The 22,565-nt window shown below is 67.4% G+C and carries 19 protein-coding genes; 11 read left to right on the top strand and 8 right to left on the bottom strand.

The genetic code is table 11. The features are described from left to right. Positions 1-156: 156 nt before the first annotated feature. Positions 157-840, top strand: a complete 684-nt coding sequence (locus FOE78_RS11685) for a class I SAM-dependent methyltransferase (RefSeq protein ID WP_143986440.1) — start codon at positions 157-159, stop codon at positions 838-840. On the opposite strand, the gene FOE78_RS11680 is transcribed toward FOE78_RS11685, so the two are convergent. Further along, positions 841-4,299, bottom strand: coding sequence for a proline dehydrogenase family protein (locus FOE78_RS11680; protein WP_143986439.1), 3,459 nt, complete (start codon positions 4,297-4,299; stop codon positions 841-843). A gap of 155 nt (positions 4,300-4,454) precedes the next feature. Between FOE78_RS11680 and FOE78_RS11675 the strand changes: the two genes are divergently transcribed. The 5 genes from FOE78_RS11675 to FOE78_RS11655 all read left to right on the top strand — a co-directional run bounded on the left by FOE78_RS11675 (position 4,455) and on the right by FOE78_RS11655 (position 9,540). Beyond that, on the top strand, positions 4,455-5,033 hold the full coding sequence (locus FOE78_RS11675; protein ID WP_143986438.1) for a mismatch-specific DNA-glycosylase: 579 nt from the start codon (positions 4,455-4,457) through the stop codon (positions 5,031-5,033). 18 nt (positions 5,034-5,051) lie between these two features. Beyond that, entirely contained in the window at positions 5,052-6,380 is a 1,329-nt protein-coding gene (locus FOE78_RS11670) for a M16 family metallopeptidase (protein ID WP_143986437.1), read from the top strand. Beyond that, positions 6,377-7,744 carry a M16 family metallopeptidase gene (locus FOE78_RS11665; RefSeq protein ID WP_143986436.1) on the top strand — a complete coding sequence of 456 codons (1,368 nt, stop codon included), beginning with the start codon at positions 6,377-6,379 and terminating at the stop codon, positions 7,742-7,744. Before FOE78_RS11670 ends, FOE78_RS11665 begins: the two co-directional genes overlap by 4 nt. A 612-nt stretch (positions 7,745-8,356) precedes the next feature. Next, positions 8,357-8,647 (top strand): transposase, encoded by a 291-nt coding sequence (locus tag FOE78_RS11660; RefSeq protein ID WP_143984785.1) that lies wholly within the window; start codon positions 8,357-8,359, stop codon positions 8,645-8,647. After that, a complete protein-coding gene (locus FOE78_RS11655) occupies positions 8,644-9,540 on the top strand; it encodes an IS3 family transposase (RefSeq protein ID WP_143984784.1) in 897 nt (298 codons plus the stop codon). The genes FOE78_RS11660 and FOE78_RS11655 overlap by 4 nt, the downstream gene beginning before the upstream one ends. Positions 9,541-9,706: 166 nt before the next feature. On the opposite strand, the gene FOE78_RS11650 is transcribed toward FOE78_RS11655, so the two are convergent. From FOE78_RS11650 to FOE78_RS11630, 5 genes are all read right to left on the bottom strand, one after another. After that, on the bottom strand, positions 9,707-9,982 hold the full coding sequence (locus FOE78_RS11650; RefSeq protein WP_143986435.1) for an SGNH/GDSL hydrolase family protein: 276 nt from the start codon (positions 9,980-9,982) through the stop codon (positions 9,707-9,709). A 73-nt stretch (positions 9,983-10,055) separates the two neighbouring features. After that, positions 10,056-12,917 carry a UPF0182 family membrane protein gene (locus tag FOE78_RS11645; protein ID WP_143988753.1) on the bottom strand — a complete coding sequence of 954 codons (2,862 nt, stop codon included), beginning with the start codon at positions 12,915-12,917 and terminating at the stop codon, positions 10,056-10,058. 21 nt (positions 12,918-12,938) lie between these two features. After that, a complete protein-coding gene (locus FOE78_RS11640) occupies positions 12,939-13,463 on the bottom strand; it encodes a PPA1309 family protein (RefSeq protein ID WP_228266207.1) in 525 nt (174 codons plus the stop codon). A gap of 203 nt (positions 13,464-13,666) precedes the next feature. Continuing rightward, on the bottom strand, positions 13,667-14,713 hold the full coding sequence (locus FOE78_RS11635) for a YlbL family protein (protein WP_143986434.1): 1,047 nt from the start codon (positions 14,711-14,713) through the stop codon (positions 13,667-13,669). Continuing rightward, positions 14,710-15,150, bottom strand: a complete 441-nt coding sequence (locus FOE78_RS11630) for a molybdenum cofactor biosynthesis protein MoaE (RefSeq protein WP_143986433.1) — start codon at positions 15,148-15,150, stop codon at positions 14,710-14,712. Before FOE78_RS11630 ends, FOE78_RS11635 begins: the two co-directional genes overlap by 4 nt. Before the next feature lie 213 nt (positions 15,151-15,363). On the opposite strand from FOE78_RS11630, the gene FOE78_RS11625 reads away from it, so the two are divergent. The 5 genes from FOE78_RS11625 (at position 15,364) to FOE78_RS11605 (ending at position 20,519) form a co-directional block, all read left to right on the top strand. Further along, on the top strand, positions 15,364-15,849 hold the full coding sequence (locus FOE78_RS11625) for a DUF1269 domain-containing protein (RefSeq protein ID WP_143986432.1): 486 nt from the start codon (positions 15,364-15,366) through the stop codon (positions 15,847-15,849). Positions 15,850-16,059: 210 nt separating this feature from the next. Next, positions 16,060-17,373: an ABC transporter substrate-binding protein gene (locus FOE78_RS11620; RefSeq protein ID WP_143986431.1), complete on the top strand. Its 1,314-nt coding sequence runs from the start codon at positions 16,060-16,062 to the stop codon at positions 17,371-17,373. Between the two features lie 154 nt (positions 17,374-17,527). Next, positions 17,528-19,099, top strand: a complete 1,572-nt coding sequence (locus FOE78_RS11615) for a zinc-dependent metalloprotease (RefSeq protein WP_143986430.1) — start codon at positions 17,528-17,530, stop codon at positions 19,097-19,099. Continuing rightward, complete coding sequence (locus FOE78_RS11610) at positions 19,096-19,965, top strand: oxidoreductase (RefSeq protein ID WP_143986429.1); 870 nt, start codon at positions 19,096-19,098, stop codon at positions 19,963-19,965. The genes FOE78_RS11615 and FOE78_RS11610 overlap by 4 nt, the downstream gene beginning before the upstream one ends. Beyond that, complete coding sequence (locus FOE78_RS11605) at positions 19,962-20,519, top strand: NUDIX hydrolase (RefSeq protein WP_228265798.1); 558 nt, start codon at positions 19,962-19,964, stop codon at positions 20,517-20,519. The genes FOE78_RS11610 and FOE78_RS11605 overlap by 4 nt, the downstream gene beginning before the upstream one ends. Positions 20,520-20,550: 31 nt before the next feature. Here FOE78_RS11605 and FOE78_RS11600 read toward each other — a convergent pair whose 3' ends face one another. Continuing rightward, the gene (locus FOE78_RS11600; protein ID WP_143986428.1) at positions 20,551-21,183 is read right to left on the bottom strand and encodes a hypothetical protein; all 633 of its coding nucleotides are present in this window, start codon (positions 21,181-21,183) and stop codon (positions 20,551-20,553) included. After that, complete coding sequence (locus FOE78_RS11595) at positions 21,180-21,911, bottom strand: M48 metallopeptidase family protein (RefSeq protein ID WP_228265797.1); 732 nt, start codon at positions 21,909-21,911, stop codon at positions 21,180-21,182. Before FOE78_RS11595 ends, FOE78_RS11600 begins: the two co-directional genes overlap by 4 nt. Positions 21,912-22,565: the final 654 nt, after the last annotated feature.

Genomic DNA, 22,565 nt, shown 5'->3' with positions numbered 1-22,565 from the left:
GCCAACGGATAGGTCCTCCCGCACCGTCGATTCCCGCGCATCTGCGGCGCTCCCGCGTAGGTTCGTACTTGCGCGGCTGCGCCGTGGGTGCGCGTGAGGGGTTCCTCGGCTCCAAACGGGTTGAATCGAGCGGGACGGTTCACCAGTCTGGTGATCATGCAGCCGACGACGTCGAAGCCAACCACGCATTCGCGCTACGAGTCCCATGCCGACTGGTACCTGCAGTACACCAAGGACTGGCGTTCCACGGCGGCGGCGTATCTGCCGCCGGAGCTGGCGGGCCGGCGGGTACTTGATCTTGCTTGCGGCTGGGGCCAGCTGAGCCGGATCATGGCCGATCAGGGGGCCGAGGTCACCGGTGTCGAACTGTCAGAATCCTTTGTCCGGCAGGCGATCCGGCTCGATCAGGAACGACCGACCAAGATCAACTACCTCCGCGGCGACGCGACCGACACCACCTGGTGGGAGGGCGAACCGTTCGACGGCGTCGTCTGCAACATGGCCCTGATGGACATCGATGATCTTGATGCCGCGCTGTGCACTGCGGCGACGGTGATCAAGCCGGGCGGTTGGTTCCTGATCACCCTGCTGCACCCGTGCTTCCCCGGCGACCCGGGCGATCCCACCAACCTGTCCAGTTGGCCGCCCGATCGCGGCTACGCCGCCGAAGGCTGGTGGAGCACCAACGAGTCCGGCGTACGAGGCCACGTCGGCGCGAATCACCGGATGCTGTCCAGCTACCTGAACTCGATCCTCGCCGCCGGTTTCATCCTTGACCACTTCGACGAGCCGCCGACCGACCTCCCGCAGATCCTCGCGATCGAATGCCACCGCCCATGATCACGTCCCCGCCGGTTCGACCAGGCCGGCCGACAGACTGGTCGGGTTGCCGAAGCGGTGTTCGGTGATGCTGATCGATTGCTCGTGCAGGAAACCCAGCAACTCCAGCCGGCCGGACTCGGTCACCGGTCCGTCCCAGATCGCGACGTCGCCACGACCGCCGAGCGCCTCGCTGACGGCGTGTACGTCGCCGCCGACCAACCGGATCCGTGCCGGCGGTCGAGTCGCCAACCGTCGGCACCACTCCTGGTCCGACTCGAGGGTGAGCTCGCAGCCGACGTTGCGCAGCGCATCCGCGATCGACGCCGGAACCGCCCCCGGGACCGAGATCGCCAGCCGGGACCCGGCTCGCAGACCGGCGGCAGCGACCCGTACCAGGTCGGCGATCGAGCCGTCCTCGGCCAGCCGGATCGTCACCGGCACCGGCACGTGCCGCAGCACGTTGCGTTCACTCTCCAACCTGGCCAGTTCGACCGGGTGGGCGTAGTAGGCATCCCAGGCGGCTGCGTCACTGCCGACCGCGCGCCGCAGCGACTCCTGCTCGGCCGGATCGGTCACGATCTGGGCCGAGTCGATCAGCCGGCCGATCACTCCGGTGGGCTGCTGGCCCGACTCGGCTGCCGGACGCGGCGCCCAACCGGTCAGGCCGATCAGATAGCTGGGACCGCCGGCTTTGGTGCCCGCCCCGACCGCCGACCGCTTCCAGCCACCGAAGGGTTGGCGGCCGACCAGAGCGCCGGTCGTGTGCCGGTTCACGTACAGGTTGCCGGCCTGGACGCCGTCGATCCACTCGGCGATCTCGGCGTGATCGAGTGAGTGCAGTCCGGCGGTCAGCCCGTAGGCGACCTCGTTCTGGATCTCCAGCGCCTCGGCCATCGAGTCCGCGGTCATGATCCCAAGCACCGGCCCGAAGTACTCGGTCAGGTGGAACGGCGAGCGGCGGCGTACACCGGTCTTGATGCCCGGCGTCCACAACCGACCGGACTCGTCCAGCCGTTCGGGCCGCAGCAGCCAGCTTTCCCCGTCGTCCTGGGTGGTCAGCGCGTGCAGCAACTTGCCCGAGGCCGGCGTGATCAACGGACCCATTCGCGTCCGCAGGTCCGCGGGGTCGCCGACGGTGAGCGCCCGGGCGGCGTCCAGCAGCTGGCTGCGGAAGCGTCGGGACTCGGCCACCGAACCGACCAGGATCGCCAGCGAGGCCGCTGAGCACTTCTGCCCGGCATGGCCGAACGCGGAGTAGACCAGGTCGCGGGCGGCCAAGTCGAAATCGGCGCTCGGCGTCACCACCATCGCGTTCTTGCCGCTTGTCTCGGCGAACAGCCGCAGGCCCGGCCGGAAGGAACCGAACAGCTCAGCGGTCTCGTACCCGCCGGTCAGGATCACCTGGTCGACCCGCGGATCGGCGATCAGTCGCTGCCCGAGCGAACCTTCGTCCAGCTGCACCAGTTGCAGGACGTCTCGGGGCACGCCGGCCCGCCACAGCGCCTGCACCATCACCGCGGCGCAGCGGGAAGCCTCCGGCGCCGGCTTGATCACCACCGACGATCCGGATGCGAGCGCGGCCAGCACCGAACCGGTCGGGATGGCGACCGGGAAGTTCCATGGCGGTGCCACCACCGTCAACCGGCGTGGCACCGCAACCGCACCGTCAAGATCATCGAGCTCCAGTGCGTGCGCGGCGTACCAGTTGGCGAAGTCGATCGCCTCCGACACCTCGGGATCGCTCTGATCGAGGGTCTTGCCGCACTCCGAGCCCATCACCTGCAGCAGGTCGGCACGTGACCGTTCGAGTTCGCGTGCCACGATCCTCAGCACGGCCGCCCGGCCGGCACCTCCCAACGCGGCCCATTCCCGTTGCGCCGCGCAGCCGGCCGACAGCACCGTGTCCAGTCGATCGGCCGACTCGACCGTCGACTGCCGCAACAGCTCCGCGCCCAACGCGCACTCCGGCATCCGCGCGGTGATCTTGGTCGCCCAGTCCCGGTTGGCCGCCAGCGACGGATCGCTGTCGGCGGTGTTGGTGAAGCCGCCGTCGACCGGGACCGCCGCCGCTTCGGGCACCGGCTGGTTGCGGTCCTGGATCCGATGCGGGGTCGGCACCTCGTCGTCGAGATCTTCCAGCGAGGCGGCGAAGCGCTGCCGTTCACGTTCGAACAGGGCCTCGTCGCTGCCGAGGTCGAAGGCGGCCGACATGAAGTTCTGCTGGCTGGCGCCCTCCTCGAGCCGTCGGACCAGGTAGGCGATCGCGGTGTCGAACTCGCGCGGCCGAACGACCGGGGTGTAGAGCAGCAGGCCGCCGACCTCCCGTTTGACGATCTTGGCCTGCTCCGGCGCCATCCCGAGCAACATCTCGAACTCGACGTCGCCCCTGCCTCCGCGCTGCCCGGCCAGCGTCCAGGCGTACGCGATGTCGAACAGGTTGTGCCCGGCCACCCCGAGTCGTACGTTGGCCAGCCGGTCCGGCTGCATCGCCCAGTTCAACACCCGCTTGTAGTTGGTGTCGGTCTCCTGCTTGCTGCCCCAGGTCGCCAGCGGCCAGCCATGCACCGACGCGTCGACCCGCTCCATCGGCAGGTTGGCACCCTTGACCAGTCGGACCTTGATCGGCGCCCCGCCGGCAGCGCGTCGTGTCCGGGCCCAATCCTGCAACTTGATCATGGCGCCGAGCGCGTCCGGCAGGTAGGCCTGCAGCACGATGCCGGCCTGCAGCCCGCGCAGCTGCGGCTGGTTCAACAGCCGGGTGAACACCGCGATGGTCAGGTCGAGATCGTGATACTCCTCCATGTCCAGGTTGATGAACTTCGGCGTCGCCGACCGTGCGGCCAGCTGGTAGAGCGGGGTCAGCCGCTCCACCACGTCGTCCACCGCAGCGTCGAATGCCCAGGGTGCGTGCGGCGGCACCGCCGAGGACACCTTGATCGACACGTAGTCGACGTCGGGACGGGCCAGCAACTCGGTGGTGCCCCGCAGCCGGCGGTCGGCCTCACCGGGTCCGTGCACCGCCTCACCGAGCAGGTTGAGGTTGAGCCGGGTGCCGTCGGCGCGCAGCCGCTTGATCGCCGGGCCGAGTCGGAGATCGGTGGCGTCGATGATCAGGTGCCGGACCAGCGAGCGCAGCACCCGGCGGACCACCGGAATCACCAACCGGGGAAGGACTTTCCCGGCTCTGGCACCGAGCCACACGCCGCCCCGCATCCAGACCGGGAACGAGGCCGGCATCTGCTGCGACAACACCGCCAGCTCGGCCGCGGCGGCGACCGGGTCCTCCGGGCGGATCACCCCGTCGACGAAGCCGAGGGTGAAGTCCAGTCCGGCCGGATGCTGCAGCAGGTTGGCCAGCCGCTTGCCGCCGGCGTCCCGCGGAATCTCCCGGGCCTCGTCCAGCCACCGGCGGACCAGGGTGACGACATCGTTCAGCAGGGCGTCGTCGGCGGTGACGGATCGTTCGGGCGCGGTCATCGGGTCTTCGTACTCCAGAAAGGTTGCGGTGATTCTTACGGTGCGCCGCCCACTTTGCCGCAAGGTCGGCCGCCGACTTCAACTTACGCCGGAAGCCGAACGGTAGCCCGGGCGGCCCGCTGCCCCAGAATCCGCCGGTCCTAAGGTCAACCCTCATGGGATTCACTCGGGCGGAACTGGAGAGCTTTCGTGATCATGTCGTCCCCGATCTGGTCGGACCCGGGCTGAAGCTGCTCTTCGTCGGCATCAACCCGGGGTTGTGGACTACCGCCACCCAGACCCACTTCGCCCATCCCGGCAACCGCTTCTATCCGGCGCTGCTGAAGGCCGGCATCATCGACCGGCCGATCGACCAGGCCCGCGGCTTCACCGACGAGGACCGGGAGTATCTGATCGGCCGCGGCATCGGCAACACCAATCTGGTGGCCCGCGCGACGGCTCGCGCCGACGAGCTGAGCCCGGACGAGTTGCGGCTCGGTGCGCTGCGGCTGACCGAGTTCGTCGCCGAGCACCGGCCCCGGGTGGTGGCGCTGGCCGGCATCACCGCGTACCGGACCGCCTTCGGCCGGCGTACGGCGCGGGTCGGTCGACAGCCGGAAGACCTGTCCGGCGCCGAGCTGTGGGTGGTGCCCAATCCGTCCGGCCTGAATGCGCACGAGACCATCGCCTCGCTGGCGGACGCGTACGCCGCCGCGGCCCGGGCGGCCGGAGTGCTCGCCCAGCACGATTCCTGATGTGCTGTGATGGGCGGCATGACTTCGCCGCAAGCCGCCCCGTCGGTGCCACCCGGTTCGCTGCGACTGGGCTATCCGGTTGTCGAACGGGTCCTGGACAACGGGCTGCGGGTGATCGCCAGTCCCGATCATGCCGGCGGTTCGGTGGCGGTGAATCTCTGGTACGACGTCGGGTCGCGGCACGAGGAGCCGGGACGGACCGGCTTCGCCCACCTGTTCGAACATCTGATGTTCCAGGGCTCGGCCAACGTCGCCAGCGCCGAGCACTTCGGTCTGCTGCAACCGGCCGGCGCGTCGGTCAACGCGACCACCTGGTTCGACCGGACCAACTACTTCGAGGCGTTGCCGGCCGGCGGACTTGATCTTGCTCTGTGGCTGGAAGCCGACCGGATGGGCACCCTGCAGACCGCTCTGACGCAGGACAACTTCGAGAACCAGCGCGAGGTGGTCAAGGAGGAGAAGCGGCAGCGCTACGACAACGTTCCGTACGGCGACGTGATCGAGTTGATCATCGGCCAGGTCTTCCCGCAGGGACATCCCTACAGCCACACGGTGATCGGCTCGATGGACGACCTGAACGCGGCCGAGGTTGCCGACGCGCGCGACTTCTTCCGCCGTTTCTACATGCCGAACAACGCGGTGTTGTCGATCGTCGGCGATGTCGACGCGGACACCGCGTTTGCCAAGGCAGAGCAGTACTTCTCCCCCGTCCCGGCCGGTGAGCGACCGCAGAAGTTGATCACCGAGCCGCTGCCGCCGCTGGCGGCGGACGATCCCGATGGACTTCCGCGACGCGAGAAGATCGCCGACGTACCGGCCGACGCGGTCTATCTGAGCTGGCGACTGCCGGCCGACCGAGCTCCCGGCTACGACGCTCTTGATCTTGCTTTCGGGGTGCTCGGCCAGGGTCAGAGCTCACGGTTGATCAAGAACCTGGTCCGCGGCCGGGAGATCGCCGAGTCCGCCTTCGCCAGTCCGATGGCGCTGATCGGCGGCACCTCGCTGGGCATGGTCGGCGGTAGGGCTCGCAGCGGCGTCTCCCCCGAGCAGTTGGAGGAGGCCTTGGTGACCGAGATCGATCGGCTGGCGAGTGAACCGCCGACCGAGGCTGAGCTGGAGCGGGCCAAGGCCCAGTTCGAACGGCACTGGATGCACGAACTGGCGCGGGTGGATTCGCGGGCAGATCAACTCAGCGGATTCGCCACCCTGCATGACGATCCCGGCCTGATCAACACCAGGTTTGCCGAGATCGAGGCCGTCGACGGGGAGCAGGTGTCCGCGGCGATCGCCGACTGGTTCACCGCCGATCGGCGCGCCACCCTCATCTACCGGCAGGAGAACCGATGACCGACCGTATGGGCCCGCTTCCCCAGTTCGGCCCGCGGCCGCAGATCGCGCCGCCGAAGCCGTGGAGCTTCCCCAGCCCGACGCGGCAGACACTGGACAACGGCCTCGAACAGATCAGCTACCGGCTGCCGGGTCAGCACGTCGTCTCCGCGAGCCTGGTGCTGGACGTGCCGTTGGCCGCCGAGCCGGCCGACCTGGAAGGCATCGCCGCGATCACCTGCCGCACCCTGGACGAAGGGACGGACGAGCACAGCGCCGACGAATTCGCCGAACTGCTGGAGAGTGCCGGGGCCGGTTTCGGAGTCGACGTCGCCTCCTCCGGACTGCAGTTGATCTTGGACGTGCCGGACCGGCGGCTGTCGCCGGCGCTGGCGCTGCTGGCCGAGGCCGTACGAACGCCCGGCTTGAACGAGGCGGACGTCGATCGGCAGGTGCAGTTGCGGCTGGCCGAGATCGAGCAGGCCCACGCCAACCCGACCCAGGCCGCCGCGATCGCCTTCCGCCGTTCGGTGTTCGCCGCCGGTAGCCGCTACAGTCGGCTGACCGAGGGTGAGCCGTCGACGGTCTCAGCGATCACCGCCGAGCGGGCGCGGCAGTTCCACCATGATCATTTCGGTCCGCGCGGCGCGAAGTTGATCATCGCCGGCGAACTGCCCGACGACGTGGATTCGCTGGTGGCACAGCATTTCGGCGACTGGCGTGCTGATGACCAAATCAGTGTTGATCATGAACCGCCGATCGCAGGTGTTCGTCGTGCAGTGATCGTGCACCGGCCGGGTGCGGTCCAGGCCGACCTGCAGCTCGGTGGTTTCGGCATCGACCGCTCGGACCCGCGCTGGGCCGACATCAGCATCGCGTCGTACATCATGGGCGGTGCGTTCCTGTCCCGGCTGAACAGTGTGCTGCGAGAGCAACTGGGCTACACGTACGGGGTCCGGATGGGCTTCCAGCCGCTGCGGACCGGTGGCACCTTCGCGGTCTCGGGATCCTTCCGGACCGAGGTGATCGGCGACGCGTTGACCGAGGCCGGGAAGCTGCTGTCGATCAGTGACAAGCCGTTCACCCGGACCGAGGTGGACGAGGCGGTGAACTACTTCACCGGCGTCTCGCCGCTGCGGTACGCAACCGCCGACGGGGTCGCCGACCAGGCCGCCGTGCAGGCGCTGGCTCAGTTGCCCGACGACTACCTCGATCAGCGGCTCGCCGCGCTGCGTGAGGTGACCCCGGAGTCCGCTGCGGCCGCGTACACCTCGCTGGTCGATCCCGACGGACTCACCCTGGCCATCGCCGGCGACGCCGACAAGATCACCGAACCCATCCGCGCCGCCGGCTTCGACGACGTCACCGTGATCGACCTGACCTGATCAAAACGGGCCACCTGCGACGAATCCCAGGAGCTACCGCACCCATACGGCGCTCAGAGCGACCAGAACCTCCTCAAATCCGGGACACGGAGCGCGGCAAGCTGACCACCGCACTCTGCCGCCGTACGTTTTTCACCCAGGGCTGGAAAGGAATGCCGGGCAGCACGATCCAGGACCTACAACCCAACCATGGTTGGAAAACGAACGCCCGGCACTCCCGATCCCCACCTTTGCCCGAATCGAAGGAGCTACCGCACTCATAGACGCGCCTAGGGGATCCTGAACCTCCTGGGATCAAGACGGATCAGTGAAGACCAGGATTCCGGTCGCGCTTGACCCGTCTGCAGCGCAATCGCCACCTGTCCAAGCCCTTGTCCGAGCTTCTGCAGACTTTGCCGAGCTAACCAGCCCTGGATCGCCGATCTCCGCAGCGTTTGCTCGGACAACCCTCGCAAGCTCGGACAACCGCCGGACGCGCCAAGGGAGCCGACACCGCGTAAGACCCGAGAGCACGCACTCTCATCAGAAGTCGCGCGGGCTGACTGCCGCCATCACGGCATCGATGATGGAAATCCCCCACTTTCGTGAAGGCATGCACTATGAGGAGTTGTCATGCCAGAGAAGCGACGGAAGTTCGACGCGGAGTTCCGCGAGGGCGCTGTGCGGCTGGTGCACGAGTCCAACAAGTCGATCGCGCAGGTCGCCCGTGACCTGGGGGTCAACGAGGGCACCCTGGGCAACTGGGTGGCCCGGGACCGTGAACAGCGTGAAGGCGTCAATAGCCTGTCCAAAGATGATCTTGACGAGTTGAAGCGGCTGCGCTCTGAGAACGCCGAGCTGCGGATGGAGCGTGATGTTCTCAAGCGTTCCGTGGTCCTGTGGGTGAAGGAGGCGATGAGGTGAGCGTGGCACGCTTCATCGCCGACCAGAGGACCTTCTACCGCGTCCCGATCGCGGTCTGCTGCGCCATCCTCGGCCTGAGTGTGGGCTGGTTCTACAAGTGGATCAAGTCCCCGGTCACCGACCGACAGCAGCGGCGCCGCGAGCTGGATGCTGCGGTGCTGGCCATGTTTGAGGCGTCCGGTCGTACCTACGGCTCACCGCGGATCCACCGGGATCTGGTCGATGCCGGCTGGAGGGTGGGCCACAACACGGTCGCCGACTCGATGACCCGCCAAGGCCTGCAGGGCAGAAAACGCAAACACCGTAAGGGATTGACCAAACAGGACCGCAAGGCGGCCAAGTTCCCGGACCTGGTGCAGCGGGACTTCTCCGCCCGGGCGCCGAACTGCAAATGGTGTGGCGATATCACTGAGATTCCGACCGATGAGGGCAAGCTCTACATGGCCACGGTGATCGACTTGTTCTCGCGCAAGCTGCTGGCCTGCCCGATCAGCGATCACCCCGACGCGCCATTGGTCTGTGATGCGATCAAGATCGCCGCGGCGGTCCGCGGTGGCCGGGACCACATCGAGGGTGTGATCTTCCACTCCGACCGTGGATCAACGTATACAGCGAAGGACTTTTCCCTGCTGTGTAAGAAGAAACTCGGGATCCGACAGTCGATGGGACGGGTCGGATCCTGTTTCGACAACGCGGCAGCGGAGTCGTTCTTCTCCACCCTCGAACACGAAGTCCTGTCCCGCCACCACTTCGAAACCAAAGCCCAAGCCAGGGCTGTCGTCCTGGCCTGGTGCCACCAGTTCTACAACGTCCAACGACGGCACAGCGGCGCGGCCTTGCTGCCACCCGACCAATACGAGATGATCACCGCTGACCAACCGGCAGCGGCCTAAACCGAAACCCTTCACGATTTCGGGGAAATCTCATGACGAGCTCGTACGCCGCCGTCGTGAGATGCACGCCGTCGTCGATGAACGCATCGGAGCCGAGTGGTGCGATCAGTTGATCAGTACGGATAGTCCGTGCGTCACCAGGCATCACCGCGGTTGCGGCTTCGCGCTAGGGAGCGATGATCGCGTTGGTGCGATCTCCGACTGGATTGAGACACCGTTCGTCAACGCCGGGACATGCCAGGTAGATCCAGTTCCGGGGGACGTGCGATGAGCAGAACCGCGAAAGGTTCTCGGCGAACTCATCGACGGGCACCTGCTGCCATGGCGCCGCATCGTTGGTGCCGACGGACAGGACGACGACATCGGAGTCGGTGATCTTCGTACCGACGACTTGCGTACTGAGATCGCGGCTCGACGCCCCGCCCCTGGCGACGTTGAGCACGTTCGACGGTGCCCAACATCGCGCAGAGGTCCGCGCGAGGTGGCTGTCTCCAACGAGGACCAGGCGCACCGGCTCAGCTGCCGCCGAGGGCGCGGACGGCGGCGGCGACCGCGTCCTCGGCCTTCTTGGTCTGGGTCTGATACTCGCCGAGGTTGCCGCTCTTCAGCGCTGCGTCGGCGTCCTTGAAGGCTGCTTCGGCCTGCTGCAGCTCGGATCGGGCGAGTGCCTCGTCGACCTTGCCGGTGCCGGGCGTGCCGCCGGTCGAGCCGGTGTTGCCGCCTCCGGAATTGTTCTCGCCGGTGCTGGCTCCGGCGTCGCCCTTGAAGACCTGGTCCAGCGCCTCCTGCAGGGTGGTTCCGATGCCCACCGAGGCACCGAACTTCACCACGACGTACCGCAGGATCGGGTACTGACCACCGCCACTGCCCTGCTGCGAGGTGTAGACCGGCTGGACGTACATCAGTCCGCCGCCGAGCGGCAGGGTGAGCAGATTGCCCCACGTCACGCTGGTACCACTGCCCTGGGTGAACGGTCGCAACGCGGTGGCCACCGCGTCGTTGGCCCGGATCGCGTTCGAGGCCTGCCCGGGACCGTCGATCTGGCTCTCGGCCGGCACCCGCAGGATCTCCCACTGCCCGTAGTTGGGGCTGGTCGGGTCAGAGTTCACCGCCGCGTAGGCGGCTAGGTTCTGCCGACCGTTCGGCACGTACACGCTGGTCAGGCTGAAGTCGGCGGTGTCCTGGTTGGGCATCCGCACCGTCAGGTAGTACGGCGGTTCCTTGGTGTCCTCACCCTCGGCCGCGGTCGGATCGTTCGGGATCGCCCACTGATCGGTCGCGTTGAACCAGTCCGACGCGTTGGTGACGTGGTACTTGCCGAGGATCTCCCGCTGCACCTTGTAAAGGTCCTGCGGATAGCGCAGATGCTGCATCAGATCGGCGCTGATGTCCGACTTCGGCAAGACGGTGCCCGGGAAGGTCTTCTCCCACGTCTTCAGTACCGGGTCGCTCTCGTCCCAGGCGTAGAGCTTCACCGTCCCGTCGTAGGCGTCCACCACGGCCTTCACCGAGTTGCGCATGTAGTTGATCATGGTGTCCGGCTGGGTGCCGATGGTGCCGACCCGGCTGCGGGTGTCACTGGTGGCATCCTGCAGCGAAACCCTTTGACTGTTGGGATAACTGTTGGCGGTCGTGTAGCCGTCGACGATCCAGACCACCCGGCCGTCGACCACCGCAGGATAGGCGTCCCGGTCGACGGTCAGCCAGGGCGCCGCCTTCTCCACCCGCTGCTTCGGATCCCGGTCGTAGATGATCTTGGCGTCGCCGCGGGCGCGGTCCGACAGCACGATGTTGGCGTCGAAATACTTCAACGCGTACAGGAATCGACGCCAACCGTTCAGCTCGACCCCGCCCTTGCCGGAGTAGGTGTTGGTCTTCGGGCCGTTGTCCAGGCCACCGGTCGGCGTGTCCAGCTCGAGCGACTTGCCGCCCGGCTTGGCGCCGACGATGGAGTAGTTGTCGTTCAGCTCGCCGAAGTAGATCCGCGACTGCTTCTGCTTGATCTGCCCCTGCGGCGGGATGTCACCGACGATCCAATCCGGTTCGCCGGTCGGACTGGCCTTGCCGCCGTACGCCGCCACCAGGCCGAAGCCGTGGGTGTAGACGGTGTGCAGGGTGTTCCAGTTCGGGTCCTGAATCCCGGCCTGATTGAGCTCGCGGACCGACACCACGGTGTCGGTCTCGGTCTTCGAATCACCGAGCTGATAGCGATCGACGTCGAGTTCGGGCGGGAACTGGTAGTAGCCCTTCACCTGTTGCAACTGTTCGAAGGCCGGACCGATCTTCGCCGGATCCATCAACCGGATGCTGGGCAGCACGGAGGCGTCCTGCTTCAACTGGCCTGCGGTGGCCGTGGTCTTCGCGTCGTAGCTGGTGATCTTCACGTTGTCGACGTCGTAGGCGGCACGGGTTGCATTGATGTTCTGCTGGACGTACGGCTGTTCCCTGTCCGCCTCGTTCGGGCCCGCTATGGTGCCCTGCACGATGGCCGGGTAGACCATCCCGAGGATGATCGCGGACAAGATCAACAACACCAGTCCGATGGTCGGGACCACCCAGCGCCGCAGCACCGCGTTGGCGAAGAACAGCGCCGCGCAGATCAGCGCGATCACCGCCAGAATCGTTTGTGCGTTGAGGGTTGCGTGATCGGTGGTGTAGCGCAGGCCGGTGAAGCGCGGTCCGTCACCCAGCTGCAGCCCGTACCGATCGAACCAGTACTGCACGCCGCGGACGAGCACCGCCAGCCCGACCAGGATCGACAGGTGCGCCTGCGCCGCCGAGGTGCCACCGCGCCGGGGCGCGTTCAGCCGGATCGCACCCATCACGTAATGCACGATCGCGGCGGCGATCGCGCTCAAGATCAACGTGGTGAAGACGAACGACAGCACGTATTCCCACCACGGGTAGGCGAAGACGAAGAACGAGATGTCCAGACCGAACTTCGGATCCTTGACACCGAACGGGGTCGCGTTCTGCCAGGCCAGATACGTCTTGGCCTGCCCGGTGGAGATGCCGCCGGCGAAGAGCCCGGCGATCACCGCCAGCACCACCATCACGATGGTGAAGCGGGACTCCAGCATCACCCGGTAGCGCTCCAGCATCGGGCTGGTGTTGCCGCCGGGCCGAGTACGGGGACGGACCCGATGCGCGATCGCCACGTTGGCCGCGACCACCGCGGCCATGATCAATCCGAAGCCGGCGAACAACCCGAGCCGGGTCAGCAGCATTTTGCTGAACACGCCGCTGTAGCCGAGCGACTGATACCAGAGCCGGTCGGTCCAGATGTTGGTGTAGATCGCCAGCACCACCACCAGGGCAGCGACGATGATCAGGAAGGGCAGGATGGCGCTTCGGCGTCGCGGCATCCGCGCCTGCATCGAGCTCACGTTGTCTTCTCACTACTCCTGGTCGGCGACGATCGGGTCTTCCGGCTCGGCAAGCGTATGCGCCAACGCTTCGGTCAACCCAGGCACCAGGTCCTGGGCTCCGAGCAGCTCGTCGGGCTGGCTCCGGAGCCTGGCCACGCCGTGCCGATGATCTTCGCGGTCGGCACCGACCACCACCCGCATCTCCTGCTGCAGTTCGTGCCCGGCCACGTACTCGGCGGCCTCCTCGGGATCGTCCGGGATGTCCACCTCGGCGTCGGCCGGCAGGAAGCTGCTCACCAGGCTGAGCGCGCACCCCTGGACCGCCTCGGGCCAGACGATGGTCGAGAGATCGGCCAGGAGATCGTTGGTGGGTTGGAAATGATCTTGCTCGATCGCCGTCAGCGCGTCCGGGTGACCGCCGTCGGCGGTGCCGCGCAGCCCGAGTTGTTCGGCCATCTCCGGCTCGGCGGCGATCACCGCATCGGTACGGACCAGTGCGAACAGCCGCGGCGCTTGATCCCACCCGTCCGAGCCGACGTGGCGTTCCAACTCCATCAGCGCGGCCACCAGGGCGTCGGCACTGTCCAGGATCTGCTCGCCGCCGGCGGCGATGCCGTCCTCGGGACCGTCCCCGTGCTGCGGTTCGGTGCTCGGATCGGGAGTCTGTTCACTCATCAGTCATTCAGCCGTTCGGGTCGGATTTCGGTCGGGTTTTGCAGGTACGGGATTTGCCGGCGTCGCCGGAACGGGTCGGGCCGTCACCGGCTGCACCGGGGCAGCGCTGTGGTGTGCCCGTCGGCCACGTCGTCCATCGCGGTGATCGCGTCCTCCAGGCTGGCCACCTTGATCAGGTTGAGATCGGTGTGCAGGCCGGCCAGGTCCGCGCAGTTGCTGGCCGGCACCAGGAAGATCGTGGCGCCACTGGACGAGGCGGCGGCAATCTTCTGCTGGATTCCGCCGATCGGGCCGACCACGCCGTCGGCGGTGATGGTGCCGGTGCCGGCGACCCGATGGCCGTCCAGCAACGCACCGGGCGTGATCTTGTCGTAAATCGCCAACGCGAACACCAACCCGGCACTCGGACCGCCGATCTCCTCGCCGAGATCGAAGGAGATGTCGGGGGCGTACTCGTAGCCGTCGCCGATGGTGATGCCGGCCAGATCGTCGCCACCTTCGCTGTCGGTCCCCTGGGAAACCTTGACCAGCTTGTGTTTGCGATCGCGCAGCACGTCGAAGAGCAGCGTGCCGCCCGGCTTGCTGCTGCGGATCAAATCCTCGGCCTGATCGTTGCTGGTCACGTCGGTGCCGTTGATGGTCAGGATCAGATCGCCCGGCTGCAGCTTGTTGTACGCCGGGCTGCCCACCCGGACCGAGGCGACCGCCGGCCGCTGCACCACCCGCTGGCCGGCCGATCGCAGCGCCGCGACCACCGCGTTGTCCTGGGACGTCTCCATCATCACCCGCTGCTCGCTGTTGACCTGGGCGGCTGTCTTGCCGGGCGGATAGATGATGTCGCGCGGCAGGGTGTCCCGGTCGGGAAGGAAGTAGGCCAGCAGCGCCTCCGGCAGCGACAGCCGGGAATCGGCGCGGGTCTCGGAGACCGTGGTCAGCTCCAACACACCGCTGGTCGGGTAGGTGCTGGTGCCGCTGATACTGATCACCGGCTGACCGTTGACCTTGCCGAGCGTGTCGGTGGTCGACCCGGGAGTCCAGGTGACGAACGGAACCGGCATCACCACCAGACACACGGCGGCCAGCACGAAGGCCAAGGCCGCGACGAAGGCGGTCCAGGTCTGCCGGGTCATGGCAGACCGACCCACTCCGAGACCCCGTCGGCGAAAGTCTGTTCCTTCCAGATCGGCACACCGGCCTTGAGCTCGTCGATCAACTGCCGGCAGCCGGCGAACGCCTCGCCGCGATGCTCGGCGCCGACCGCGATCACCACCGCGAGATCACCGATGTCCAGGTGCCCGACGCGATGCTCGACCGCGACCGTCTGCACGCCGTCGATCGCGGCCGCCTGCTTCGCCACCTCATCCAACCGCTGGTCGGCCAGCGGATGAGCGGTGTAGTCCAATGACCGGACGGTTCGCTCGGCGTCCGCCGCCGCCGGTTGATCATGATCACGTACAGCGCCGACGAAGATCACGATCCCGCCCACCCGCGGGCCGGACACCGCGGCCAGCAGCCGATCGACGCTCAACGGCTGCTCGGTGATCCGCGAGATCCGCACCGGTTCCATGGCACCAGACCCTACGCGGTCCAGTTGTGGGTTCGGCGGGTACGTGACCGGGTCGCGGACCGACCTGTGAGACTGAATCGCCCGGAATGGGTGATGAGCCCGGAACGGCGGCATGGTTGGGTTCCGACGGGCCGAGATGAGCCGGCCCGTGGTGGGGGTGCGGATACGTCCCGGCCACCTGCAGTTGTCGTGACTACTAAGGAGCGAGGCCCGATGACGACCTTCACGGTCTGGAAGTTCGACGATCCGCAGGGCGCGGCTCATGCCGCCTCGATCGTCAAGAATGCCGAGGGCGACGGCCTGGTGAAGCTGTACGACCATGCGATCGTGGAGTGGCCCGAGGGCGAGTCCAAGCCGAAGTCGTACGGCTCCCACGAGGACAGCGCCAAGGCCGGCGGCTGGGGCGCGCTGTGGGGTCTGCTGATCGGCACCCTGTTCTTCCTCCCGGTCGTCGGTGCCGCCGCCGGCGCAGCCATCGGCGGGTTGAGCCGAGCACTGTCCTCGGTCGGCATCAAGCACGAGGACCTGGAGAAGCTGAAGCGGGAGATCACCCCGGGCACCTCGGCGCTCTTCCTGATCACCGAGCGAGGAGACTTCGACCGTCTCGCCGAGCGCTTTCACGGCGTACACGCGAGCCTGATCAGCACCAACCTGACCGAAGGCGAGCGGGACCAGTTGCTCGAGGCCTTCGACAGCTGATCCATCCGCAGCACCATCGACTCGACGCCCGGCCGGAGAACACTCCCGGCCGGGCGTTGCCGTGCCCGCCCGCGCGGCAGGTCTGGATGCCCCGCACCCGACCCGTTGAAACGTCATAACGACGCGCCGCGATGTCCTTGACACCGCGTCCACCGGCACGGTTCAATCCGCTGGAAAGCGGTTCCCAACAGCCTGAGAAGGACTCTGCCGATGATCACACGACGTCAACTTCTGGGTGCCGGCGTCGCCGGCGCGGCCAGCCTGGCGGCCACATCATTCGGGTTGACCGGATGCGGGAAGGACGACGCCAAATCCGGTTCGGCCACCGAAGCCGAGCTGAGCGTCACTTGGTGGGGCAACCCGCTGCGCAACGAGGAGACCAACCAGGCACTCGCGGCCTATCACAAGGCCAACCCCGGGGTGACCTTGAAGCCGATTCCCGGAGAGTGGGGCACCTACTGGGACAAGTTCGCCACCCAAGTGGCCGGCCACAACGCGCCGGACGTGATCCAGATGGCCAACACCTACCTGGCGCAGTACAGTGCCGGCGGCGCTCTGCTGGATCTGGGGCAGTACGCCGACACCTCCAAATTCGCTGCAGGCACGGTGGACGTCGGCAAGGTCGACGGCGAGCTGACCGGGATCACCATGGGTGTCGGCAGCTGCGGGGTGATGGTCAACCCGAAGGTGTTCTCCGCCGCAGGCGTCGACCTCCCTGACGACAAGACCTGGACCTGGGACCAGTACCACGAGATCTCCAAGGAACTGACCGCGAAAAGCCCGAAGGGCACGTACGGCAGTCAGGGCGCCTTCGCCGTACTCGGAGCCTTGAATCCGCTGCAGGCGTGGCTGCGGCAGCACGGCAAGGACTTGTTCACCGCCGACCGCAAACTGGGCTTCGACACCCTCGACCTGGTGCCGTACTTCGAGTACTGGATGAAGTTCACCAAGGACAACAGCGTGCCGCCGGCCTCGGCGATCAGCGAGGAGCAAAGCACGAACTTCGACCAGGCGCCCTTCGTCAAGGGCAAGCTCGGCATCGCTTGGTACGCCACCAACCAGCTCTCCGCACTGACCGAGGCGGCCGGCACCGAGCTGAAGATGCTGCGCTTCCCCAGCGTCGCCGGCCAGGCGGCGCAGCGGAAGTCCTGGCTGGTTCCGACCATGCTCTGGTCCGCGTCGGCCCGGACCAAGAACCCCGAAGCGGTCGGCAAGTTCGTCAACTGGTGGGTCAACAGCACCGAGTGCGGCGGTTTCATCCAGGACGAGCGCGGGATGCCGCCGAACACCGAGGTGGCGACTTCGATCAAGCCGAAGCTGGATGCCGCCGGCAAGGCGGTGATCGACTTCCTCACCACCTCGGAGTCGGAGCTGGGTGACACCCCGGCCCAGGTGCCGCCGGGCGGCAGTTCGCTGGAGTCGGTCGTGATCCGGCACGCCACCGACATCCTGTTCGGCAAAGCGAGCGTCCGGGACGGCTCTCAGGCGCTGGTCGACGAGGCGAGCTCGCAACTGCAGTCCTGACTCTGCTGAGAGCGAACGCCGACCCGTCGACTTCGGTGCGTTGTCCCGGTGCGGTTGAATGGGCTGTCGGAACTTGAGCGAGGTCGACTCAGGGCACGGTCCTTGATCACCCCGTACCCCAGCACCGACAGCCCCCAGGCAGAGGAGCAGCGATATGGCCGACGACCGCCGTCCCGGCGACGACGAACTACCCCAGGACCCGTTCGGTGAGGACGACTCTTCGGACCAGCCCAACCCCGGTTCCGATCCGGCCACCGGCGGGCCGACGCAGCGGCCGCTCGGGCCGACGCCCGGCGAACACTCTCCTGCGTCCCCGGGCAACGGCCCGGTCGGCTTTGGCGGCAGCGGAGCCGGCGCCCCCGGCGGCTCCGGTCAGGCCGGCGGCGAGAATCCGCTGGAGGCGTTGTTCGCCGCGTTCGGCGGCCAAGGAGGCCAGGCCCCGGACATGAACGCGCTGATGCAGCAACTCCAGAACGCGTTCGCCATGTTCGGCGGCAGCGGCGGAGCCGGCGGCGGCATGTTCGGCGGCACGGCGCCGGACGGCGGCGTGAACTGGGACGTCACCAAGGACGTCGCCCGCAAGACCGTCGCCTCGCTGGGCGAGGATCGCACCCCCAACGACGCCCAGCGGCGTGAGGTCAGCGACGCGTTCGAACTGGCCGAGTCCTGGCTGGACCAGGCCACCGAGTTTCCGCCGGGCGCACGGACGATCGCTGCCTGGAGCCGCGCCGACTGGGTCGAGCGGACGATGCCCACCTGGCAGCGGCTGATCGAGCCGGTGGCAACCCACATCGCCGACGCGATGGAGGGTGCCCTCAGCCTGGGTGGCGAGGATCACCCGGGTCTGCCGCCGGAGATGAAGGGCATGGAGCAGATGCTCCGGCCGATGTTGCGCAGCTCGGGCGCGAGCATGTTCGGCATGCAGGTCGGCCAGGCGCTGGGCAATCTGGCCAGCGAGGTGGTCGGCACGACCGACATCGGGTTGCCGTTGGCTCCCTCCGGCCAGGCCGCGATGCTGCCGACCAATGTCAGCAAGTTCGCCGAAGGCCTGCAGCAGTCGGCCTCGGACGTGGTGATCTACCTCGCGCTGCGGGAGGCGGCCAGGCAGCGGTTGTTCGCCTCGGCCGGCTGGCTGCGGGAGCAGATGTTCGCACTGGTCGCCGAGTACGCCCGCGGCATCACCATCGACACGTCCGCCTTGGAGCAGGCCGTCGGCGAGATCGAGGGCGGCAACCTGGAGGACCTGTCCTCCGCGCTCGAGGGCGGTCTGTTCGAGCCGCAGAAGACCCCGGCGCAGCAGGCGACCCTGGAACGGCTGGAGACCATGCTGGCCCTGGTCGAGGGTTGGGTCGACGACGTGGTCGGCGTCGCGACGTCGCGCTGGATGCCGTCGGCCGAGGCGATCGCCGAGATGGTTCGACGCCAGCGGGCGACCGGCGGTCCGGCCGAGGCCACCTTCGCCACCCTGGTCGGCTTGGAGTTGCGGCCGCGGCGGCTGCGCGATGCCGCCAACCTGTGGGCGGCGGTCCGGGCCGAACGCGGCGCGGACGGCCGGGACGCCATCTGGGCCCACCCCGATCTGCTCCCCTCCTCCTCCGACTTGGACGACCCGATCGGCTACGCCAAGGGCGAGACCCGCAGCAGCGAGGACGCCGCCTTCGACGCCGCGCTGGCCGAGTTGCTGGACAATCCCAAGGGACAACAAGACGAGGACGGAAAAGAATGACCGAAGCACCCCTTCCCGGCGGCTCGTACACGCTGGCGGAGAATCTCACCCTCGGCCGGATGGGGTACGGCGCGATGCAGCTGGCCGGGCCGGGTGTCTTCGGTCCGCCGGCGGATCGCGCGGAAGCCGTCGCGGTGTTGCGGCGGGCCGTCGAGTTGGGGATCAACCACATCGACACGTCCGACTACTACGGCCCGTACGTGACCAACGAGATCATCAAGGAAGCGCTTCATCCCTACCCCGATGATCTTCACCTGGTCACCAAGATCGGCTCCCAACGCGACGACCAGGGCAACTGGATCCCGCACCTGAGCCCGGAGTCGTTGCGTCAGCAGGTGCACGACAATCTTGATCATCTCGGGCTGGATGTGATCGAGGTGGTCAACCTGCGGCTGGGCGGATTCGCCGCGCCGGAACCGGGGTCGATCGCCGACACGGTCGAGGTGATGGCCGAGCTGCAGCGCGACGGATTGATCAAGCACATCGGGATCAGCACGGTGAATGCCGAGCAGGTCGCCGAGGCCCGGTCGATCGCCCCGATCGTGTGCGTACAGAATCTCTACAACCTGGCCGACCGGCGTGACGACGAACTGGTGGATTCCCTTGCAGAGCAGGGAATCGCGTATGTGCCGTACTTCCCGCTCGGCGGCTTCAACCCGCTGCAGTCGGAGCAGCTGGACACGATCGCCAAGGAGCTCGACCAGACGCCGATGGCGGTCGCCCTGGCGTGGCTGCTGCAGCGTTCGCCGAACATCCTGCTCATCCCGGGTACGTCCTCGGTGGCGCATCTGGAGCAGAATGTCGCGGCAGCCGAGCTGCGGTTGCCGGCCCCGGTGATCAACGAGCTGGACGCGATCGCCGGTTGACCAGCCGCGATCGATCGAAGCCGATGGAGCTGGCGGCCGGCTGCCGAGCTGTCCTCGCAGCCTGGCGGCCGCCGGACGAGGATCAGGAACGGTTGCGTACCGCGTACCTTGATCATCTTCGGCGACATCCGGACGGCTGGTCGCGAGACTGTGTCGGCGAGCATCTGACCGCCAGCAGCATGATCATCTCGCCGGAACGAGATCGGGTCCTGCTGACGCTGCATCGCAAGCTCGGGCGTTGGTTGCAGACCGGTGGCCACATCGAGACCGCCGATCCCGACCTCGGTTCGGCGGCGTTGCGGGAGGCCGCCGAGGAGTCCGGGCTGGCTGAGCTGACGCTCGGCCCGGTCCTGCGGCTGTCCCGGCACGAGGTGCCGTGCGGTCCGGTCCGGCCGGCCTACCATCTCGACGTCCAGTACTTGATCACCGCCGACCCGGCCCAACCGCCGGTGGTCAGCAGTGAATCCACCGATGTGCAATGGTTCTCGCTCGACCGGCTGCCGGCGATCGACCGGACCGTACGAGAGTTGATCGCCGCCGCGCGTCGCTGCTGACTGCGCCGGCATGGTTCGGACTCGTCCAGGCTCACTCGGACAGCAACAACCGGAGGTTGTCCCACCCCTCCAGGCCGGGATCCAGGCGGCACACCGAATCGGGGCTGCGGAGACGGTGCCAGCCGGGCGTGTGCACGACCAGATTGCGTCTGGGGGCCAGGTCGCTCAATTCGGCGTACGGATCATGGTCGAGGTCGAGGTCGCGGTCCAGCCAGTCAGGCCACGGCAGCCGTACCCCGGCAGCGGCCAGCCCGTCGACGGCCGGCCCGTCGCCACCGAGCTGCGGGGCCAGCGCGACGTCGGCTCGGATCAGCGCCCTGGCGATCTTGGCGATGATCATCTCCGGCAGGTCGGGCACGTCGGCCGGAATCATGATCAACACGGTCGGCGGATGATCATGTCCGCCGGCAGCCAGCCGGTCGACGACGGCGAGCGCGGATCGTCCGTCGGAGTTGATCAACACATCCTCGGGCCAGCGGATCTCTTCCAGGACAGGAGAATCTCCGGCCAGACCGGCACGGACGCCGGACATCGCCGCGATCGCTTCGTAACTGTCGGTCAGGCACGCTTCTGCGAAGGTCGCCGCGTCGACGCCGGGTGGCGCCACTGCACGATAGTCCGACAGCACGATCACCCAGCGGCTGTCGGCGGCTGCTTCACTCACTGGCTGGCACCGTTGAGGGCCGGTGTTTCACTGCCGCGGCCGAGAGTGGCTGCGGCCTGGAATCCCTCCAGGTAGCCCTGCGCCTTGTCCGCATCCGGGTAGACGTTGACCAGCCGCCAGAACCGCCGGGTGTGGCCTGCCTCGACCAGGTGCGCGAGCTCGTGCAGCAGCACGTAATCGACGACCCAGGACGGCATCGGCAGCATCCGGTCGGACAACCGGATCGTCGCAGCACTGGGCGTACACGAGCCCCAGCGGTGATTCTGATTGGTCACCCAGTTCACCGAGGACGGCTCCGGCGCGTAGCCGAGCTGCGGCTCCAGATAGCGCTCGGACAACTCACGGGCTCGGTCGGCCAACGCGGTGTCGCCGCGCGGCGCGGCGCTGCGCGACTCCCGGGCCAGCACCTTGGCGACCATGTCCTCGACGTAGACCCGCTCGTCGGCCTTGGTCATCCGCTGCGGAATCAGCACCACGATGGTGTCGGCGTCCCGATAGGCGGTCACGGTGCGCTTGCGCCGTGCGCTGCGGCGAACGACCACCCTCGGCGCCTCGGCGACCTGCGGATCTCGTCCGGAACGATCATCCGCGGACTGTCGGGTCGACTCGTCGCGCGCCATCAACGGAGTCGAACGCTCCGCCTCGGGTTGATCCTCCGCCCGCTTCGGATGATCAGGGCCGAGCAACGCCGGCTGGTCGGCAGCAGGACGCCGACTACGTCGTGCCATCAGCCCCTCCTCCGCCGGCGACCGGGCCCGAACCCGGGCTCCCGAGCTGGTCATTTCCAGCGAGACCAACGTTAGCCGTCAGCACCGACGCTTCTCATCACGTACGCACTGGTTTGGTCGCGTGCCGACGCCCTGGGTCCGGTCCGGGCGGTCACTTTCCAGCACGTGCGGGTTCTGCGGCCGGGACACGCGGCTTGAGGAGATCAAAACCCGGCTCCGGCTGGATTTCGACCCCGGACCGCATGGCTGGATTTCGACCCCGGACCGCATGGCTGGATTTCGACCCCCGACCGCATGGGCTGGATTTCGACCCCGGACCGCATGGCTGGATTTCGACCCGGACCGCATGGATTGGCACGAACTCAGCTCCGGTGGGAAAACGCACACGCTGATAGCGGTCGGGCACGGCCGATGCCAACGCCGGCTGGAAAATGTACGCCTCGATGTGCGGACGGCAGCACGGGTTTCCGAACGCGTGCCGACCGTTCAGAACCTCCTCCGGACGGGACGGTCGGTCGGGTCCGATTCGGGATGGTCGTCTCACCTCCGGACACGAATTTGAGAAACCCGCGAACCGGACGTGTCCACAGGGCTACCGCAGCGTGACCGGTCGGCGACGGACGGGTGTCCACACGCCGAGTCCGGGCGTACACA

Source organism: Microlunatus elymi (assembly GCF_007362775.1).
GTDB classification, from domain to species: Bacteria; Actinomycetota; Actinomycetes; order Propionibacteriales; family Propionibacteriaceae; genus Microlunatus; species Microlunatus elymi.
Note: the sequence above shows the minus strand (reverse complement) of the source record. Positions and strands in the feature narration are given on the sequence as shown.

Excerpts from the sequence above, each read along its gene's own strand:
- FOE78_RS11685 (WP_143986440.1), top strand. The coding sequence starts at position 157 with ATGCAGCCGACGACGTCGAAGCCAACCACGCATTCGCGCTACGAGTCC.
- FOE78_RS11680 (WP_143986439.1), bottom strand. The coding sequence starts at position 4,299 with ATGACCGCGCCCGAACGATCCGTCACCGCCGACGACGCCCTGCTGAAC.
- FOE78_RS11675 (WP_143986438.1), top strand. The coding sequence starts at position 4,455 with ATGGGATTCACTCGGGCGGAACTGGAGAGCTTTCGTGATCATGTCGTC.
- FOE78_RS11670 (WP_143986437.1), top strand. The coding sequence starts at position 5,052 with ATGACTTCGCCGCAAGCCGCCCCGTCGGTGCCACCCGGTTCGCTGCGA.
- FOE78_RS11665 (WP_143986436.1), top strand. The coding sequence starts at position 6,377 with ATGACCGACCGTATGGGCCCGCTTCCCCAGTTCGGCCCGCGGCCGCAG.
- FOE78_RS11660 (WP_143984785.1), top strand. The coding sequence starts at position 8,357 with ATGCCAGAGAAGCGACGGAAGTTCGACGCGGAGTTCCGCGAGGGCGCT.
- FOE78_RS11645 (WP_143988753.1), bottom strand. The coding sequence starts at position 12,917 with ATGCAGGCGCGGATGCCGCGACGCCGAAGCGCCATCCTGCCCTTCCTG.
- FOE78_RS11640 (WP_228266207.1), bottom strand. The coding sequence starts at position 13,463 with ATGGAGTTGGAACGCCACGTCGGCTCGGACGGGTGGGATCAAGCGCCG.
- FOE78_RS11635 (WP_143986434.1), bottom strand. The coding sequence starts at position 14,713 with ATGACCCGGCAGACCTGGACCGCCTTCGTCGCGGCCTTGGCCTTCGTG.
- FOE78_RS11630 (WP_143986433.1), bottom strand. The coding sequence starts at position 15,150 with ATGGAACCGGTGCGGATCTCGCGGATCACCGAGCAGCCGTTGAGCGTC.
- FOE78_RS11625 (WP_143986432.1), top strand. The coding sequence starts at position 15,364 with ATGACGACCTTCACGGTCTGGAAGTTCGACGATCCGCAGGGCGCGGCT.
- FOE78_RS11620 (WP_143986431.1), top strand. The coding sequence starts at position 16,060 with ATGATCACACGACGTCAACTTCTGGGTGCCGGCGTCGCCGGCGCGGCC.
- FOE78_RS11615 (WP_143986430.1), top strand. The coding sequence starts at position 17,528 with ATGGCCGACGACCGCCGTCCCGGCGACGACGAACTACCCCAGGACCCG.
- FOE78_RS11610 (WP_143986429.1), top strand. The coding sequence starts at position 19,096 with ATGACCGAAGCACCCCTTCCCGGCGGCTCGTACACGCTGGCGGAGAAT.
- FOE78_RS11595 (WP_228265797.1), bottom strand. The coding sequence starts at position 21,911 with ATGGCACGACGTAGTCGGCGTCCTGCTGCCGACCAGCCGGCGTTGCTC.